At 41.8% G+C, this 17,308-nt stretch carries 18 protein-coding genes; 16 read left to right on the top strand and 2 right to left on the bottom strand.

Annotated elements, in window-relative coordinates; genetic code table 11:
• Window positions 1-7: 7 nt before the first annotated feature.
• From alr to QRD39_RS03935, 6 genes are all read left to right on the top strand, one after another.
• Entirely contained in the window at window positions 8-1,111 is a 1,104-nt protein-coding gene (gene alr, locus QRD39_RS03960; RefSeq protein WP_002889242.1) for an alanine racemase, read from the top strand.
• A 124-nt stretch (window positions 1,112-1,235) separates the two neighbouring features.
• Entirely contained in the window at window positions 1,236-3,254 is a 2,019-nt protein-coding gene (recG, locus tag QRD39_RS03955; protein ID WP_285955746.1) for an ATP-dependent DNA helicase RecG, read from the top strand.
• Between the two features lie 299 nt (window positions 3,255-3,553).
• Complete coding sequence (locus QRD39_RS03950; RefSeq protein ID WP_285955745.1) at window positions 3,554-3,772, top strand: hypothetical protein; 219 nt, start codon at window positions 3,554-3,556, stop codon at window positions 3,770-3,772.
• A gap of 619 nt (window positions 3,773-4,391) precedes the next feature.
• Window positions 4,392-4,829 (top strand): hypothetical protein, encoded by a 438-nt coding sequence (locus tag QRD39_RS03945; protein ID WP_285955744.1) that lies wholly within the window; start codon window positions 4,392-4,394, stop codon window positions 4,827-4,829.
• Window positions 4,830-5,022: 193 nt separating this feature from the next.
• A complete protein-coding gene (locus QRD39_RS03940; RefSeq protein ID WP_285955743.1) occupies window positions 5,023-5,631 on the top strand; it encodes a DUF2975 domain-containing protein in 609 nt (202 codons plus the stop codon).
• 9 nt (window positions 5,632-5,640) lie between these two features.
• Window positions 5,641-5,853: a helix-turn-helix domain-containing protein gene (locus QRD39_RS03935; RefSeq protein WP_002889236.1), complete on the top strand. Its 213-nt coding sequence runs from the start codon at window positions 5,641-5,643 to the stop codon at window positions 5,851-5,853.
• Window positions 5,854-5,903: 50 nt separating this feature from the next.
• On the opposite strand, the gene QRD39_RS03930 is transcribed toward QRD39_RS03935, so the two are convergent.
• Window positions 5,904-6,047 carry a hypothetical protein gene (locus QRD39_RS03930; RefSeq protein WP_192805709.1) on the bottom strand — a complete coding sequence of 48 codons (144 nt, stop codon included), beginning with the start codon at window positions 6,045-6,047 and terminating at the stop codon, window positions 5,904-5,906.
• A gap of 3 nt (window positions 6,048-6,050) precedes the next feature.
• Complete coding sequence (locus tag QRD39_RS03925) at window positions 6,051-7,019, bottom strand: asparaginase (RefSeq protein WP_285955742.1); 969 nt, start codon at window positions 7,017-7,019, stop codon at window positions 6,051-6,053.
• 72 nt (window positions 7,020-7,091) lie between these two features.
• On the opposite strand from QRD39_RS03925, the gene QRD39_RS03920 reads away from it, so the two are divergent.
• The 10 genes from QRD39_RS03920 to QRD39_RS03875 all read left to right on the top strand — a co-directional run bounded on the left by QRD39_RS03920 (window position 7,092) and on the right by QRD39_RS03875 (window position 17,305).
• A complete protein-coding gene (locus tag QRD39_RS03920) occupies window positions 7,092-8,477 on the top strand; it encodes a Cof-type HAD-IIB family hydrolase (protein WP_285955741.1) in 1,386 nt (461 codons plus the stop codon).
• A gap of 192 nt (window positions 8,478-8,669) precedes the next feature.
• Window positions 8,670-9,827, top strand: a complete 1,158-nt coding sequence (locus QRD39_RS03915; RefSeq protein ID WP_285955740.1) for a DUF6574 domain-containing protein — start codon at window positions 8,670-8,672, stop codon at window positions 9,825-9,827.
• A gap of 49 nt (window positions 9,828-9,876) precedes the next feature.
• Window positions 9,877-11,607, top strand: a complete 1,731-nt coding sequence (locus tag QRD39_RS03910; protein ID WP_021152556.1) for a zinc ribbon domain-containing protein — start codon at window positions 9,877-9,879, stop codon at window positions 11,605-11,607.
• Window positions 11,608-11,825: 218 nt separating this feature from the next.
• On the top strand, window positions 11,826-12,272 hold the full coding sequence (locus QRD39_RS03905; protein ID WP_285955739.1) for a LytTR family DNA-binding domain-containing protein: 447 nt from the start codon (window positions 11,826-11,828) through the stop codon (window positions 12,270-12,272).
• Between the two features lie 4 nt (window positions 12,273-12,276).
• The gene (locus QRD39_RS03900) at window positions 12,277-12,972 is read left to right on the top strand and encodes a LiaF transmembrane domain-containing protein (protein ID WP_285955778.1); all 696 of its coding nucleotides are present in this window, start codon (window positions 12,277-12,279) and stop codon (window positions 12,970-12,972) included.
• 345 nt (window positions 12,973-13,317) lie between these two features.
• On the top strand, window positions 13,318-14,916 hold the full coding sequence (locus tag QRD39_RS03895; protein WP_285955738.1) for an Hsp70 family protein: 1,599 nt from the start codon (window positions 13,318-13,320) through the stop codon (window positions 14,914-14,916).
• Window positions 14,913-15,425: a hypothetical protein gene (locus QRD39_RS03890; protein ID WP_021152553.1), complete on the top strand. Its 513-nt coding sequence runs from the start codon at window positions 14,913-14,915 to the stop codon at window positions 15,423-15,425. The genes QRD39_RS03895 and QRD39_RS03890 overlap by 4 nt, the downstream gene beginning before the upstream one ends.
• 9 nt (window positions 15,426-15,434) lie before the next feature.
• Window positions 15,435-16,220: an ATP-binding cassette domain-containing protein gene (locus tag QRD39_RS03885; protein ID WP_008535543.1), complete on the top strand. Its 786-nt coding sequence runs from the start codon at window positions 15,435-15,437 to the stop codon at window positions 16,218-16,220.
• Between the two features lie 8 nt (window positions 16,221-16,228).
• Window positions 16,229-17,044 (top strand): ABC transporter permease, encoded by an 816-nt coding sequence (locus QRD39_RS03880; protein ID WP_285955737.1) that lies wholly within the window; start codon window positions 16,229-16,231, stop codon window positions 17,042-17,044.
• On the top strand, window positions 17,045-17,305 hold the full coding sequence (locus tag QRD39_RS03875; protein ID WP_008535541.1) for a hypothetical protein: 261 nt from the start codon (window positions 17,045-17,047) through the stop codon (window positions 17,303-17,305). It abuts the gene before it with no gap.
• Window positions 17,306-17,308: the final 3 nt, after the last annotated feature.

Raw genomic sequence — 17,308 nt, 5'->3', positions numbered from 1 at the left:
ATAGCTTATGATTTCAAGTTTACATCGACCAACCTTGGCAAAGGTTGATCTATCAGCAATTTCAGAAAATATTGAACAAGTGGTTAGTCATATTCCTAAAAAGGTAAAGACTTTTGCAGTTGTTAAGGCAAATGCTTATGGTCATGGAGCAGTCGCAGTGGCTAAGCAGGTGTCTGAACAGGTAGACGGTTTTTGTGTGTCCAATCTGGACGAAGCGCTTGAACTCCGTCAAGCTGGCTTAGAGCAGCCAATACTCATTTTGGGAGTGGTTTTGCCGGATGGTGTTCCCTTGGCTATTCAAGAAAATATTACTCTGACAGTGGCCTCACTTGATTGGTTGGCGCTGGCTCAGAAACAAGGGCTTGATTTGACAGGCTTGACCTGCCATATTAAGGTTGATTCAGGTATGGGTCGTATTGGGGTGCGTAGCCAAGAAGATGCAGATAGCTTAATTGCTGGTCTGAAGACACTTGGTGCCGATGTCGAAGGTATTTTTACCCATTTTGCAACTGCTGATGAGGCGGACGATAGTAAATTCAAGCGCCAATTGGCCTTCTTCACAAATTTGGTGGAAAATTTGGCTGACCGTCCTCGTCTGGTACACGCAAGCAACTCAGCGACAAGTATCTGGCATGCCGAAACCGTCTTTAATGCGGTACGTTTGGGTGTTGTCATTTATGGTCTCAATCCTAGTGGTAGTGCTTTGAATCTTCCTTATAAGATTCGTCCTGCCCTAAGTTTGGAAACAGCTCTTGTTCATGTTAAAACCCTACCAGCAGGTCAAGATGTCGGTTATGGTGCCACTTATACAACGACGACTGACGAGGTTATTGGTACGATTCCAATCGGATATGCGGATGGTTGGACTAGAGATTTACAAGGCTTTCACGTTATTGTGGATGGTCAATTTTGCCCGATTGTTGGGCGCGTGTCTATGGACCAAATTACCATTCGCTTGCCTAAAGTCTATCCCCTAGGTACTCCTGTTACGCTTATTGGTGAAAATGGGAGAGCAAGCATCACTGCGACAGAGGTGGCTGAAAAACGTGGTACTATCAACTACGAAGTTCTTTGTTTACTTAGTGATCGTGTCCCTCGCAGTTATGAGTAAAAGAGAGAAATCCAGCTTTCGGCTGGATTTTTTGCTTTTCGTGAAGACTCATCTCATGTGATATAATAGCTGGTAAGACTTCCTCTTTTACGAGGGACAGAACACGATAGAAATGATAGAGGATATGATTCAATTAGATTCACCAATTGCGGATTTGAAAGGCTTTGGGCCTAAGTCCGCTGAAAAATTTACCAAATTAGATTTGCACACGGTTGGGGACCTCTTGCTTTATTTTCCTTTCCGATATGAGGATTTTAAGAGTAAATCTATTTTTGAACTGATGGATGGCGAGAAGGCTGTTATTACGGGAACAGTGGTGACGCCTGCCAATGTGCAGTATTATGGCTTTAAACGTAATCGTCTGAGCTTTAAAATCAAGCAGGGTGAGGCTGTGATTGCCATTAGTTTCTTTAATCAGCCTTATCTTGTGGACAAGATTGAGATGGGGGCAGAAGTGGCTATCTTTGGCAAGTGGGACCAGAAGAAGTCGGCTGTGACTGGTATGAAAGTCTTGGCTCAAGTTGAGGACGATATGCAGCCAGTTTACCATGTGGCTCAAGGTGTCAGTCAAGATCAGCTGATAAAGGCCATAAAGGCGGCTTTCGAAAGTGGGGCTATTGAGTTGTTGAAGGAAAGTCTCCCCCAGGTGCTGATGGACAAGTATCGTCTCATGGGACGTCAAGAGGCTGTGCGTGCCATGCATTTTCCAAAAGATTTGGCTGAATATAAGCAGGCCCTACGCCGAACAAAGTTTGAGGAACTCTTTTATTTTCAAATGAACTTACAGGTGCTAAAGGCTGAAAATAAATCGGAGACTAATGGTCTAGCAATCGCTTACGATGAAAGCAAAATCAAAGCCAAGATTGCTTCCTTGCCTTTCCCTTTGACGCAGGCTCAGGAGCGCAGTCTAGCAGAAATCCTAACTGATATGCAATCTGGAGCTCACATGAACCGTCTCTTACAAGGAGATGTGGGTTCAGGGAAAACAGTTATCGCTAGCCTGGCCATGTATGGGGCTTACACGGCAGGATTTCAGTCTGCCCTTATGGTACCGACGGAAATCTTAGCAGAGCAGCATTATCAGAGTTTACAGGGGCTTTTTCCCGAGCTAGAGGTAGTGCTCCTAACTTCTGGGATGAAGGCAGCGGATAAGAAAGTAGCGCTTTCCAAAATTGAATCTGGAGAGGCTCAGATGATTGTAGGGACTCACTCCTTGATTCAGGATGCTGTGACTTATCATAAACTTGGGTTGGTTATAACCGATGAGCAACACCGTTTTGGGGTTAATCAACGTCGTATTTTCCGTGAGAAGGGAGACAATCCTGACGTTCTCATGATGACAGCGACCCCTATCCCTAGGACCTTGGCTATCACCGCTTTTGGGGAAATGGATGTGTCTATCATTGATCAGATGCCAGCTGGACGTAAGCCCATTATTACCCGTTGGGTTAAACATGAGCAGCTGGACACCGTATTGACTTGGATCAAGGGCGAGTTGGAAAAAGATGCTCAGGTCTATTTTATTTCTCCCTTGATTGAAGAGTCTGAGGCTCTTGATTTGAAAAATGCTGTTGCCCTTCATCAGGAACTCACAGAGTTCTTTGGAGATTCAGCTACGGTAGCTCTGATGCATGGTCGTATGAAGAATGATGAAAAAGACCAAATTATGCAGGCGTTTAAAGATAAGAAATATCAGATTTTGGTATCTACTACGGTAATCGAAGTAGGAGTCAATGTGCCAAATGCGACGGTCATGGTTATTATGGATGCGGATCGTTTTGGACTTAGCCAGCTTCACCAGCTTCGAGGACGTGTAGGTCGTGGCGATAAGCAGTCCTACTGTATTTTGGTGGCTAATCCTAAAAATGATACTGGTAAAAAACGCATGCAGGCCATGTGTGAGAGCACGGATGGCTTTGTTCTAGCTGAGGAGGATCTTAAAATGCGTGGCTCAGGGGAAATCTTTGGGACACGTCAGTCAGGTATTCCTGAATTTCAAGTGGCCGATATTGTGGAAGACTACAATATCTTAGAGGAAGCCAGACGGGTGGCTAGTCAAATTGTCTCTGACCCTAACTGGCGAGAGAATCCTGAATGGCAGGTGCTAGGAGCTTATTTGAGAAGCCAAGGAGAGTTTGACTGAGGAGAAAACTAATGAACAAAAGACGGTTAAAACTAGATTTTTTTGCTATCTTGCATCCCTTGTTTCTTATAATGTTAGGTCTCTTATTTTATTTGTTCGCCTTCATCTTGATTTGGTTTATTACTGGATTGGTAGAGATGATACAAGGAAAGATGGACTTTCATACCTTATATTTTTATTCACTTTTGATCTCTCTACTGTGTTCAGTACTATTCATTATGTATGTAGCTGGTTTCATAGCTCAACTGATTATTCATCTTTGTCATCAAAGGGAAAAAACGCTTCTACCGGTTTGGTGCATGCTTACGGCTGTCCTGGTGCTAGTGCCAGTCTTTGAAGAATTTAGTCTTCTAGGTTCCACTTTGAATTTTAAAGGTTATTTTCTTTCCATAGTTGCCTACATTGCCTATCTTTTTACAAAAATGCCAAAGGTTATCGAAGGTTATCGCTATCATGCGACAATTCGTTATGCTGTCTGGGTGGCTTTGGCACTGGGTATTATCTTATCGATGTTATAGACATATCAACTCTCAGTGGACAACTGAGAGTTTTAAGTTTCTTTCAAGCTTATTAAAAGCTTTCTTTAAGTTAGGGAACCTATAATAAAACCATCAAAACGAGATAGGTTTTGAAAATAAAAGGTTTTGGCTAAGCCAAATCATTCCAAAAATGGAGGACATCATAATGACAGTAAAAATTAAAGTAACCTACAATCCAAATTTCCAAAAGCATCCTCAAGACTTTAAGGTTTATCAAGACTAGTATTGAGCTAGGAAGAGGCAATATTTTCCACTATTCTACGACTTTCATTCCTCAGTTTCCCAAAATCCCTTTTTTCCTTTTTTCATAAACGTAGAATCCCTTTTCCTAAAAAACGAAAAAGCTTAGACGTATGAACGACCAGTCTAGGTGACTAAAATAAGAAGTGCAACTAGTTAGGATTTTCTTGACTGGTTTTTATTTTTTGATTTTTAGACAAAAAGTATCGAAAAACGATAAAAATGTGTTGACAAGGAGAAATAAAGAGTGTAACATATAATTATCGATAAACGATAATAAGTTTTCGATAAAGACAATCTTATTCGCGAAAAAGAGAAATTATATCCTAAAAACTATTTAAGAAAGGAAATACTTATCATGAAAACACTCAAATTAATCATCAACGCTCTTCTTGGTCTTCTTATGGCAATCTACGGTCTTGCAATGCTTGCTTTACTTATTCTTCCTTTTGTGGACGTGGCTAGCCTTTTCCCAGGTGCAGAGGTTCAATACCTTTCTGGTTGGGGTTACTGGCTGGTCGCAGAGCTACAATTTGCTTTCTATCTTGCCTTGATTTGGCTCCTTCGTAAAGAACTTAAGGCCTTTACCTGGAAGGCACTTTGGACAGAAGATTTCTCTCTTTTCTTGAAAAAGGCTGCCCTTCTAACCTTTGTGCCATCAGCCTTGAATATCTTCTTGCAGTTGGGAACGACAGATCACCTAGTAATGGACTTCAGCACATCAGTTTGGCTCTTCTTGGCTTCTCTAGCTTGTGATGCTATCCGTCTTCGTAAGGGACAAACAGCTGTCAAATAAGTGAATGTATCTTAGTTGAAAACTAGTAAAATCTTATCTATAAACTAGTATTTTATATTGATATTCGATATAATTGATACTGTTAATAGTTAGCTACTGATTTAGTATAAGGTCAAGGGCTCCTAGAGGCACCTTGGCTTTTTATAGTCTATGCTCCTAAAAAATCAAACTGTCTTTACAATCGAGGTAACACATGACAACTATCTTATTCTATGTTTTAATCGTCCTAGCCTTGGCTGGCTCTAGTTATTATGGTTGGAAATCGGCTAAAAGTGCTAAAAATCGTCAGGAGACGCAAGAACAAAAACGACTTCGTAGTGTTCTCCTGTTCGTTAATGTCCTCCTTTTTGCGGGCTTTTTAAGTCTTGTTATTACCATTCTTAATGATGCCTTTATTCTGACTGGTCACGAAGGACTCTTACAACAAGGTTTGCGTATGCTTCTTGGGTCGGGAGTTACCGTGAAAAGCAAGGGTCCTAGTCTGACGCTTTTTGCAGCAACCATTGATTTCCTTCGTATGGTAGTCAACATAGGTTTCTTGTTGTGCCTACGTGCCTTTCTGATTAACCTTTATCGTTCTGATATTTTCATCGCTAAAAATGCTAAGTTGGTTCGTTGGTCAGCGCATTTGCTAGTTCTTGGGGCTTTTATCAATAATGGTATCTTTACATTTGGAACTGGCAACCAGAGTTATAGTTTCTTTAACATCAGTTATTTGCTAGTTAGCTTTGTCCTCTATGCTGTCGCTATGATTTTGACTAAGGCTAATGCCATTGCTGAGGAAAATGAGTATACCATTTAGGAGGGGCTTATGATTATTGTCAATTTAGACGTTGAACTTGCTAAGAAGAAGATGCGCTCGGGTGAGCTTGCAGAACGGATTGGTATTACCCCAGCCAATCTCTCGGTTCTTAAGACAGGTAAGGCCAAGGCAATCCGTTTTACGACTCTGGATGCCATTTGTAAGGAATTAAATTGTCAACCAGGGGATATTCTTGAATATAGACCAGACGAAGAAAACTAAAAGCCTGAAGCAGTTCAGTCATCTTTCTAGTGACCATGCTTCAAGCTTTTTTATTTTTTCTTCATCCAAGCAATCAGGGCTAGACTGGCTAGCACAGTACCACAGACCATGGCGACATGTGTCTGTGAAACGGTTAGTTCATAGTGGAAATCTTTATTTTCCAATTTATCGGTTGCTTCAATGCTAAGTTTCATGTCTTATCCCTCAATATAATCTTTCAATTCTTGGCCTTCTAGTCCTGCACTAAGTGCAATGAGGAGTTTGAGGCGAGCCTTTGGTGCATTGAGTTCTTTGACAAACATAACGCCTGCTTCTTGGAGTTTAACGCCACCACCTTCGTAGGTATAGACTGGTTCAGCGATACCGTTAAAGCAACGGGAAACGAGTACAACTGGCACTCCCTTGTTCATAAGTGACGTAATTTCTCTAGCAGCTAGTGGTGGGAGGTTTCCGGCGCCTAGTGCCTCAATGACTACCCCGTCAATTTTTTCAGGATCTAGGAGGCTGATGATGCCATCGCCAATTCCCATACCAGCGTAGGCCTTAATGATTGGCACAGTTCCTGAAATTTGTTGCAAGTCAAAGCGAACACGAGGTTCAGCCGTCTTGAACCAAAGAATGTCGTGTTTCATGATGATTCCTAGAGGGCCATGAGTGGGCGTGTGAAAGGTTGCTACGTTTGTGGTATGGGTCTTGGTCACATACTTGGCTGCATGGATTTCATCGTTCATAACGACTAGGACGCCTTTATCGGCAGCCTTGTCATTGCTTGCGACACGAAGGGCTGAGAGATAGTTGTAAACGCCATCACTTCCCAGTTCGTTTGATGAACGCATGGCACCTGTTAGGACGACTGGAATCTCAGGAACAGCCATAGTATCTAGAAAATAGGCTGTCTCTTCAAGGGTGTCTGTACCGTGGGTAATGACCACACCATCATATTGTCCAGCTGTTTCCTTGATTTTTTTGTAAATATCAAGCATGTGGTAGGGGGTGATATGTGGACTAGGAATGTTAAGAAAATCCAGAACGGTCAGTTCTAGGTTGTCCAAATCAAGTCCAACATGGTTCATGGGATTATCAGCGTTTTGACTGACCTTGCCATCGTCATCTGCGGACATGGAAATGGTTCCTCCAGTATGAAGGACGAGAATTTTTTTTGTCATTTGGATACTACTCACTATCATATTTATGTTATAATTTATTTTAGCATAAATGTTAGACGGAGGGGGAGCCAAGTGGCGATTAAAGCAGTCTTTTTTGATATTGATGGGACTTTTTTAAATGACCGAAAACGTGTGTCAACTTCAACCAAAAAGGCTATCAGTCAGATGAAGGAAGATGGCATTTTGGTTGGTTTGGCGACAGGCCGTGGGCCAGGATTTGTTCAGCCTTTCATGGATAATCTAGGTCTGGATTTTGCGGTGACGTATAATGGTCAGTATATCCTTACTCATGATAAGATTCTCTATCAAAATCAACTCCCTAAATCAACGATTTACAACTTGATTCGTTATGCGACCAAGCAACGTAGAGAAATTTCTCTAGGTACGAGTACGGGTCTTGTCGGTTCTAACATCATCAGTATGGGGACTAGCAAGTTTGGTCAAATAGTGAGTCGTATCGTGCCCAAATCTTGGGCTAAGATGGTGGAACGTAGTTTTAAGTCTCTCATTCGTCGTTTTAAACCACAGAGCATGGAAGCTCTCAAAACCATTATGCGTGAACCGGTCTACCAAGTAGTTATGGTAGCGACAGTGGGTGAGACTCAAGCTATTGAGGAGAAATTCCCACACGTTAAGATTACTCGCTCAAGTCCTTATTCTGCGGATATTATTTCTGCTGGGCAATCTAAGCTCAAAGGGATTGCTCATTTAGGTGAGGCATTTGGTTTCGATCTCAGCGAGGTTATGGCCTTTGGAGATTCGGAAAATGACCTGGAAATGTTGTCTGGTGTCGGTATCGGTGTTGCCATGGGAAATGGTGAAGATGAACTGAAGGATCAGGCGACCCATGTCACGGACACCAACAACCAGAATGGGATTGCCAAAGCCCTATCACACTATGGCCTGATTCACTTTGAAACAGAGAATTCATTTACCAGTGATGATGACAACTTTAACAAGGTTAAGGATTTCCATCACTTGATGGATGGCTCTACCAATGATATGCCTCGTGTCTACAGTATTGAGGAAGCTAGTCATCGTTCGGACTTCAAGTTGGAAGAAATCGTCGAATTCCTTTATGCTTCATCAGGTGGGGACAAGCGTGCCTTTGGACAGGCTGTTTTGGACCTGCATGCTGCTCTTGATAAGGCAGCTCTCAAGGTTAGCTCTAAAGAACATTCAGAGTCAACGATGGTTGGTCAGGTTGATGCTTTGACAGATTTGCTTTACTTGACTTATGGCTCCTTTGTCCTTATGGGTGTGGATCCTAAGCCTTTCTTTGATACGGTTCATGAGGCTAATATGGGTAAAATTTTCCCAGATGGTAAGGCTCATTTTGATCCAGTGACCCACAAGATTCTGAAACCAGATGACTGGGAGGAACGCTTTGCGCCAGAACCACATATCAAACTGGAGTTGGATCGTCAGATTCAAAAATCTCTCCAAAGAAACAAGTAAAATGATTGAGTCTTAGTAGAGGTCTACAGATATTTTTGCCTGTGCTAATAAGGTTACATAAAGAATTTTATATCGTATTTAATAAAGGTTTGGACAACTTGTTCCGAACCTTTTTCTAATGAAAATGGCATTTAATAATGTTGCTATTTGTGATAAAATAGAATCATTCTATGTATTTCTAAGGAGATTATTATGACTAAAGCAGATTGGTTAGATTTTTTTGAAGCCATCAATGGTCGTTCAGCGACTGAAGAAGAAATTGCGGCAGCACTTGCGGCTGGAGAATTCCAAGACGATGCCCCAGCTCAGGGAGCTCCAGCGCAACCAGCATTTGCCAATGTACAAGAAGCTCCAGTTCAAGGAGTTCCAGCTCAACCAGGCTTTGCAGCTGCTCAAGAGACTCCAGCTCAAGAAGCGCAACCACAACCAGCATTTGCTGGCACTCAGGAAGCTCCAGTTCAAGGAGCTCCAGCTCAACCAGGTTTTGCAAGTGCTCAAGCAACCCCAGGACAAGCTGTACCGAATCAAGCATTTCAACCTCAAGCAGGTTTTGCGAATGCGCAAGCTGGTCAACAAGCAGCCTTTGCTAACGGTCAACCTCTTCAACCAGGTCAAAATGTTCAATTCATTAATGGTCAAGCAGTAGTTGTTCCAGCCCAACCATCAGCATTTGGAACAACTTTCAAAAACTATTGGACATGGTTGCTAAATGCATGGCGTCGTCCAGCAGATATGACAGATTATGGTAAGCACAATGGTTGGCTTAACTACATCTTCTTGTCACTCTTGACTGGACTTGCATTCTTTGCAATTTTGAGCGCAATGGCACGTAAAGTGGTCAACACTTTAGAGTCAACAGCGAGTGCCTTCAGTAGTGTCTTTGGATCTTTCGGATCAAATGATTACTCATCATCCGTTTCAAGTCATGCCTCTAGTATTGGTTTTGCGGCTTTCTTTGCAAGTATTTTAGCGGCCTTCCTCTTTATCTTCGCCTTCATCTTGGCAGGATTTGTGACACGTAAGGCCATCTTCCGTGACCCTGCAACAACTTTCTTAAATAGCTTTGACCGTTTTGGTCGTTTGACATCATTAGCCTTGCCAGTATTGCTTGTAACTATATTGTTGGGAGCTATTGGACTTGTTGTCTTCCCAGGCTTCTTGTTCTATGTTGTTTACTTCTTGTTTGCACTTGCTAACCTCTTTACAATTGTTCCTGTAACAACTGCGTGGAAGGCTGATAAGTTCTATCAAATGATCTTGGCAGCACTTTTGAATGGTGTCATTTTGTCTATCTTGTTTGCAATCGTATTTACTATCATGTCTTCATTTACGGTAGGTCTTCTATTCTAAGTAAACCTTTAGCATTTTTTGAAAAAGCAAGTTTATAGGAGTAGTCCTTATGGCAACAAAAGAAAAGTGGATTAATTTATTTGAAAAGGCAGTTGGTCGTCCGCCTCATGTTTTGGAAATTGAAGAAGGCCAAAAAGCAGACTTTGATTTAAAGGCTATTAAAGGCATTGCGGCTATGGGTCTAAATCAAGAAGTTGCCGCTCCCGAGCCAACAGAAGAAGTTGATGAGTTCGACGTTGCTGAGGAAGTGTTTGATGATGTCTCACTTGACGACCAAGAGGAAGCGTCTCCTTCAGAAACGGAAGAGTTTACACCAGTATCTCAAGTAGGTCAGAATCAATCTGAAGAAAAGTCAGAGTCTGCTTCTAAAGAAGCACAAGCCATTTGGATGAAGGCTTTTAAGACCTATGTTGGTCGTCAGCCTCTTCCAGAGGAATTTCTTCTAGGTAAGTCTTCGGGATATGATGTGTCAACCATCCATAAATTCATCTCAGATGGCAAGGCAGCCAAACCAGCTAAGCCAGCCATGGCTAAGAGTAAAAAAATCTTGATGATTGCTGGTATTGTTGTTGCAGTCTTGGCCCTTACTGGCTACAGCTTTGGATCTTATTATTACTCACGAGGTCAAGTAGCAGAGCGTTATGAAACAGCTGCTAAGAAGAGCTTCAAGGATAGTTTGGAATACCAGGTGTGGTCTGATACTAAAAAAGAAATTAAAACATCTGAAGTTAAGTATACAGACACCAAAAACACAACAACCTATAGCAAGAGCCAACTCATGTCTGGTGAACGTATGCAAAAGGTTGGACGCCAGTTTCTTATCTTTCCAAAGTGGAGAGTCGTGGTTGATCCTGGAACAGTTGATTTGACGGTTAATACAGCTGATTTGAATCTGACAATCAATGGTGTTTCTTATGGTACTACAGATGGAAATAACTACACCGCTGAGCTGAAACACCTCTATCCAGGAACTTACAATTTTGTGGCTTCTGGTAAGGTCAATGATCAGGATATCACGGTGTCATCTGAAGAAAATGTCACATCTAGGACCGAAGTTAACCTTTCAGTGAAGTATCTCAGCTTTACTGTTAAATCTAATCTTAAAGATGGGGACCTTTATGTTGGTGGTACCAAGGTTGGAACCCTCAGCTCAGGAAAATTGGATGTCAACAAGGTAGCAGTAGCCGGCTCTTCAGCTGTTTACGTTAAGAAGAATTTTGACGATGGTAGCTCTATCAAGACTGAGACACTGTCTATTAAGAAAATCTCTGAAGGTCAAACAGTTACTCTTGATGCTGACGGAGTTCTTGACCGTGATACGGCAGACCGTCTTTTGACAGCAGCCTACGGTAAATTTGGCAGTTATGCCTCAAACCATAACACGACTCCAGATGGTGTTTCCGACATTTTCCTTAATGGTACTGATGATACCATGTATAAGGATGTTATCGCTGATATTGATAAAAATACTACGGGAGCCAAAAACCGTTCCGCTGATAGTATTACCTTCTCAGACGTTGATGTGACCGATGTTGTTCAGACTGGTGAAAAGACCTTTAAAGTAACTTTCACGGCAGTCTATGACTTCTATTACGGCTATGATTCGAAATTTAAGTCATCAGGAGATATTAAAGATAAAATCTCTTGGACTTGTAATGTGGAATACGTCGGCGATGATGATAGTGATTCTAGCAGTAGTAGTTCTGACTACAGTGATTATCGTATCAACGGTAAGGCTGGCGAATCACAACATGTGAGCCGTGAAGATACCGTGAAATAGCAGCTTCTTTTGCGGTTGACTAGTCAACCGTGAACTAGAAAATGATTAAGGGGTTCAAACCTCAATCTAACAAGTGGAGAACTTGGCTATTGCCAAGTTCTTTTTGCTTGCCTTAACTAACCTCTTAGGGCTAAAACTGAGCCACTTACCTGAAAAGCCTTGTTTTGTTTAAAGCAGCTGCTATAATGAAACCATTAAAAGTACAGGAAAGGAGTATTATGAAAGTTAGCATCGTATTGGATCCATCCATAGATGAGCCTGAAATCTTGATTCGAGCTCCTCAATTAACAGAAGAAATAGCGCAGCTCCAGGAGTCCATTTTAAAGCAAAAGTTGACCCCTTTAGCTTTTTACCAGGATCGTAGTGAGTACTTTCTAGATTTGGAAACGATTCTCTTTTTTGAAACAGATGGGGAGAAGATTTATGGGCATACCAGGGACGAGGCCTATGAGGTCAAGCAGAAGCTCTATGAGCTAGAAGAACTGCTTCCGATTACCTTTTGTCGGATTTCCAAATCAACCATTGTCAACGTAAAGCAGATTTATTCTTTAGAGAAGTCTTTTTCAGGGACCAGCACGGTTAATTTCTATCAGACCCATAAGCAGGTTCATGTATCAAGACGCTACTATCCGGTCTTAAAAGAACGATTAAACGAAATGAGGTAACATGATGAGAAAAAAATTAATTGGGGTTTTCTTAATCCTTCTAGCAGTCTTGGTAGTTTTGCAGGGCTATTTTGTAAAATGGGAAATTAGCATTTGGATGCTGGCCTGGGTGGTCTTGTTGGCCGTTCTTTCCCTTTCTAGTTTTTTGAAGCGCCACTTTGGTTGGGGCTTCATCTATGGTGTTTTGGCCCTCTTTTCACTCAATGGACAGTTTCATTTTCTTCCAGTATCCAATTCTGTCGTTATCCTTTCTTCTATCCTTGCAGTTATTGGCTTGAATATTCTCTTCAAACCTTCAGGTAAAGCGAAAAACCGTTTTGGTTCTTATGCCGCCGGCTCAGACGCTCAAAATGATGGTAATGATATTGATGTGACTTTTTCAACGGTGACCAAATATCTCAATGACCAACACTTTACTCATGGAAGTGCGGATGTAAGTCTGGGAGAAGCATCGGTCTATTTTGATAACTGCCGTATTGAAGGACCGTCTGCCCAGTTTGATGTGGACGTTTCGCTGGGAAGTCTTAGTCTCTATGTGCCTAGTGATTGGCGAGTTCATGTTAATGTGGACAACTCGCTCTCATCTGTTCAACACCAAGAAAATCCAAGCAATTTGACTAGCAAGGACTTCTACATCAAAGGGGATGTTTCCTTGGGTAATTTAGAAATTATTTATGTTGGTGAGAATGTGATTGATTAAGTTAGGAGAGAAGTTGCGACTAGTAAAACCATTCCGAACTATAAAGCAAGACAATTAGTGAGATGATATCTCCTATATTTCTAATTTCATCCAGTCTATCAGATTAATTGACTCTCAAGGGAGTGGGACAAGGAACAATTTTTGAAAAGTTGTTCGGTCTCACTCCCCTTTTCCTATTTTATAGTCTCTTTATTTGTGATAATATAGTATAGTGAAAAACTAGACTGGAATGACTATACTCTATTGGCGTTTTATGTGACGAAAATGACATTAAAAAATCTAGGCGAATACCTGCTAAGACTGACAGTCAGATAAACTCAAGATGAGACTAGAAGGGAAATTGTTATGAGAAAAAAAGCAATTGGTATTGATTTGGGAACAACCAACTCGGTCATGGCTGTTGTTCGTGAAGATGTACCAGAGATTATTCCGATGGGAACGAATGACGATCAGGTCTTGCGTTCAGCGGTCTACTTCTCAAATATCGGTGGTAAAAACCATGTGTCCTTTGGTAAGGAAGCTATCGAGCGTGGAACAGAAATCGGAAGTACAGAAAACTTTAAATTTGACTTCAAACGTGATATTGGTCGTCCGATTGCCAGTGACACACCGGATCACACACGTGTTAATTCTATTATTCTTTCAGCCTTGGTTTTGAATGAATTCCGTAAACGTGCTTATGTGGTTGGTCAAGAAATAGGTCAAGCAGACGGCATCAAGGATGCTGTCATCACTGTGCCTGCTTACTTTACGTCTGATCAACGTGCGGCCACTAAGAATGCTGGTCGTATTGCAGGATTTAATGTCTTGCGTATTATCAATGAGCCTACGGCTGCGGCTATTGCCTATGCCCACACTAAAAATGCTCAAGGAAATGTCTTGGTCTTCGACCTTGGTGGGGGAACTTTTGACGTTACCATCATGCGCGTGGCTGATCATGCTTATGATATTTTGGCAACTGACGGGAATTCACGTCTTGGTGGGATTGACTTTGACAAACGTCTTGTTGGCTACATCATGCAGGAGTTGGAAAAACAAGGGGTCAATATGACCAACCTTTCTGAGAAGGAAAAAATCCAACTTCAGTATAAGGCTGAGCAAATTAAGACTAGCCTATCTGTTAATGACCAAGCTCTCTATGAGCACTATGTCAATGGTCAAGGTTATGGTGTCTTGATTACCCAGGCGATTTTCAATGAACTTACCTTGGACCTCCTCAAAGATACTGAAATTAAGGTACAGTCTACCCTTCAAGCGTCCGGTTTGAAGTGGGAAGAGATTGACCATATTCTCCTTGTGGGTGGGTCAACACGGATGCCAATGATTCGTCAAATGATCCGCTTAATGAGTGGTTTGGAACCTAAGTTTGACCTGAATCCAGATACTATCGTGGCACAGGGAGCATCTATTCTAGCCGATCTTATTGTCAACAATGAGGTTAGTTTCTCCGAGCATCAGGACGGTAAGACAACTGAGACAGATAGGGTTGTTGTCAAGGATGTGACCTCTCAGGGAATCGGTCTGCTCTTCAAGAAAAACCCTAACAGGAACTATAGCTTTGTGGGTGACTACTACAATAGTGTTGTGGTTCCACGTAACTCGGTCTTGCCTTTGGCCGTTACTAAGGACCTCTTTGCGGTTGTAGATGGACAGAATAAGTTCAAACTACGTATCACAGAAGGTAATTATGAAAATCCTTTTGCCGTTAAGATTTTAGGAGAAGTGAAAGGCCAGGTTGCACAGCCACGTCAGAAAGGTGAGCTCTTGGCTCAAGTTACTTATGCCTTTGACTCAGAACAAATTGTTACAGTGACAGTGTCTGATCCGAGAAGCAAGACTGTTGTGGCACGCTTCTCAGTCAACGCACAAGTCAGTCAAACCCAAGAAGTGGTTAAGGAAGACTTGTCAGAACTTCAAGCTATTTTTGCTAAATTCATCTCATGATAGACTATTACAAAGCAATTGATACAGAGACGGGACAAGAATTGTCCTATTTGAGAGCGGTCAGCAATCGTATTTCTCCCGAAATGTCGGCTCAAGACTGTTTCGTGGCCCTATCCTTTCTACGTGAGGAACTAGAGGAGCTTTGGACCAATGGAACCCTGGACCAAGAAGGAGAACGTCTGCGCAACGAACTTTACACGATTCGCCAGCTCTTTTTCTCAGATTATGAAAAATTTCAATACGATCGAAAACTCAAACAAGCTAGAAGAAAGGTTTTAGAAGTTGAGCAAAAGCCGATTCCTAAGAGGGTAGAGGTGTCTGCTAAAAAGGAAATCCCTTTTGCACCTGTTAGGGTGACTCAGGCTAAAGAGTCATCTTTAAACAATTACCTATTTGCGGCCCTATCTTTTGTGATTCTATTAAGCTTGATTCTCTTCTTCAACATCAATGTTATCGTTCTTATCATCGGAGCCGTCCTTATTGTGGCCCTGATGTTACTTATGTCTTAGGAGATTTTAATGGAAACCAATCAATTAACATTTGAACATATTTGTTTTAAATATAAGGGAAATGATAACCAGCTCTTTACAGATTTGGATGTTACGATGGAGACTGGTCAAGTTGTCGGCATCCTTGGGGCTTCTGGTTCTGGGAAGACAACCTTAACGGAGATTCTCCTTGGTCAGCTCAAACCGACTTGCCAACAATTTCGTATCTTGGAAAATGGAAAACCTGTGACAGCAGGCTCACGTTCCTGGTCTTATGTGCCCCAACAGAATCTGCTTCGGGAGTATCTTAAGGTGTCCGAGACTTTTGATTTTTATGCGGCCCACCATCTTAAAGGAAGCAGTAAATCGACTAAAAGGCAACGCATCGCTGGCATCATGGAAGATTTGGGCTTAACGGAATTTGCCAACAAGAAAATTTCCGAGCTTTCTGGTGGGCAAAAACGCCGTGTATCCATTGGTATCGAGCTTCTTAGCCCTAGTCCTTACTTTATTCTGGATGAGCCGTCTTCCGGCTTGGATGCCCTTAGTGACCGTAATCTCTTACGGACCTTGAAAATCTTGGCTAAGTCGGCCCATAAGTCTATTGTGGTTATTACCCACAATACGGAAAATTTGGCTATTTTTGACAAAATTATTTTCTTGTCTAAGGGACGTCCGACTTTTGCAGGGACTTATGAAGAGTTGCTTTTGGAATATAAGACCAGCGATCCTTACATGATTCGTAAATACATGGACATGAATATCGCAGATGTCTATCAAGAGCTCAATGCTTCAACACGCATTTACAAAATTTAGGGAGACTTATGAACGCAGCATTACGATTAAGTTGGTATAAATTTAAACACCACTACATGGATTTTGTTAAGGTTCTTCTAGGCATCGTCGCTTTTGAAGGCCTAATCCTCTACATTCAAGATAAGGGATTCTTGAAAGATTTCGAAACAACTCGAATGACGCTCTTTCTCTTACTTTTTTCAACCAGTCTTTTGATTGTGGTTCAAAACAGTATTTATATTTCCAAGGAGCGATCGGTTCTCAACCGTGACTTTTTCTCAGGCCTGAGTCGTTCGGCCTTTGCCATAGCCAGCATGGGGATTCACGCTTTCTTTGCTGTTTTGGAAACCATTGTCTTTATCCTTTCTTACTCTATCTTTAGTAAGTACTTTGACAAGGAGTTTCCAGATGCTGGTCATATCTTTTCTTCCTATCGTTGGGAAGTTGGCATTACAGTGCTTCTGGTTTTCTTGGCCTCGCACTTTATTGCCCTCTTCATCTCAGCCTTAGTTGGAAAATCTGAAATTACCTCTGTTATCCTAGCAGTTGTTGTGGGTATCATGCAATTTTCATTGTCAGGGACTATCCTATCATTGCCCAAAGCCATTGATTGGGTGCAAAAATTTATTTATCTGGGTTATGGCCATAAGCTGTTTGGGATTTCTAGTGATTTGTCAGACCTGCCATCTAGCTTGGCTAAGTACGGTGTCCCTGTATCCAAGAGTCAGCTAGAGGCCTTTCAAGGGTCTACAGGTGATTTCCGGGGTCAATGGTGGGCCTTGGTGCTTCATTGTCTGGTTTATGCCCTACTCTTTTTCGTCACACTTCAGAAGAAGGAGAAATAAATGCAACAATATGATGAATGGCTGATTGATTTCCAAGTGCAGCATGGTCGCAAGCCAAGTGATAAGGAAGTGGCAGAAGCTGCTAAGTCTGGCTTTGCCCTCTCTAGTGGTTTGAGCAGACAGAAACAGTCCAAATTCAGACAAGTTTTGTCTAAGCTTGGTTTGGGGGATCTCAAGTTTAGTTGGTTTTTAGTTTTAGAAATTTTGCTTTTGATTTGTATCGCTCTTTTTGGCTATGTTGTCGGCTATCTGTTTATCTAGGAG

Origin of the sequence: Streptococcus raffinosi (genome assembly GCF_030284685.1) — a bacterium.
Lineage (GTDB): Bacteria > Bacillota > Bacilli > Lactobacillales > Streptococcaceae > Streptococcus > Streptococcus raffinosi.
This window is presented reverse-complemented; position numbering and strand designations above follow the sequence as displayed.

Bases quoted from the DNA above. Each gene is read 5' to 3' on its own strand.
- QRD39_RS03900 (WP_285955778.1), top strand. From the start codon at position 12,277: ATGAGAAAAAAATTAATTGGGGTTTTCTTAATCCTTCTAGCAGTCTTG.
- QRD39_RS03885 (WP_008535543.1), top strand. From the start codon at position 15,435: ATGGAAACCAATCAATTAACATTTGAACATATTTGTTTTAAATATAAG.
- QRD39_RS03935 (WP_002889236.1), top strand. From the start codon at position 5,641: ATGATTATTGTCAATTTAGACGTTGAACTTGCTAAGAAGAAGATGCGC.
- recG (WP_285955746.1), top strand. From the start codon at position 1,236: ATGATTCAATTAGATTCACCAATTGCGGATTTGAAAGGCTTTGGGCCT.
- QRD39_RS03905 (WP_285955739.1), top strand. From the start codon at position 11,826: ATGAAAGTTAGCATCGTATTGGATCCATCCATAGATGAGCCTGAAATC.
- QRD39_RS03875 (WP_008535541.1), top strand. From the start codon at position 17,045: ATGCAACAATATGATGAATGGCTGATTGATTTCCAAGTGCAGCATGGT.
- QRD39_RS03950 (WP_285955745.1), top strand. From the start codon at position 3,554: ATGCTTACGGCTGTCCTGGTGCTAGTGCCAGTCTTTGAAGAATTTAGT.
- QRD39_RS03940 (WP_285955743.1), top strand. From the start codon at position 5,023: ATGACAACTATCTTATTCTATGTTTTAATCGTCCTAGCCTTGGCTGGC.
- QRD39_RS03895 (WP_285955738.1), top strand. From the start codon at position 13,318: ATGAGAAAAAAAGCAATTGGTATTGATTTGGGAACAACCAACTCGGTC.
- QRD39_RS03925 (WP_285955742.1), bottom strand. From the start codon at position 7,019: ATGACAAAAAAAATTCTCGTCCTTCATACTGGAGGAACCATTTCCATG.
- QRD39_RS03945 (WP_285955744.1), top strand. From the start codon at position 4,392: ATGAAAACACTCAAATTAATCATCAACGCTCTTCTTGGTCTTCTTATG.
- QRD39_RS03915 (WP_285955740.1), top strand. From the start codon at position 8,670: ATGACTAAAGCAGATTGGTTAGATTTTTTTGAAGCCATCAATGGTCGT.
- QRD39_RS03890 (WP_021152553.1), top strand. From the start codon at position 14,913: ATGATAGACTATTACAAAGCAATTGATACAGAGACGGGACAAGAATTG.
- QRD39_RS03930 (WP_192805709.1), bottom strand. From the start codon at position 6,047: ATGAAACTTAGCATTGAAGCAACCGATAAATTGGAAAATAAAGATTTC.
- QRD39_RS03880 (WP_285955737.1), top strand. From the start codon at position 16,229: ATGAACGCAGCATTACGATTAAGTTGGTATAAATTTAAACACCACTAC.
- alr (WP_002889242.1), top strand. From the start codon at position 8: ATGATTTCAAGTTTACATCGACCAACCTTGGCAAAGGTTGATCTATCA.
- QRD39_RS03910 (WP_021152556.1), top strand. From the start codon at position 9,877: ATGGCAACAAAAGAAAAGTGGATTAATTTATTTGAAAAGGCAGTTGGT.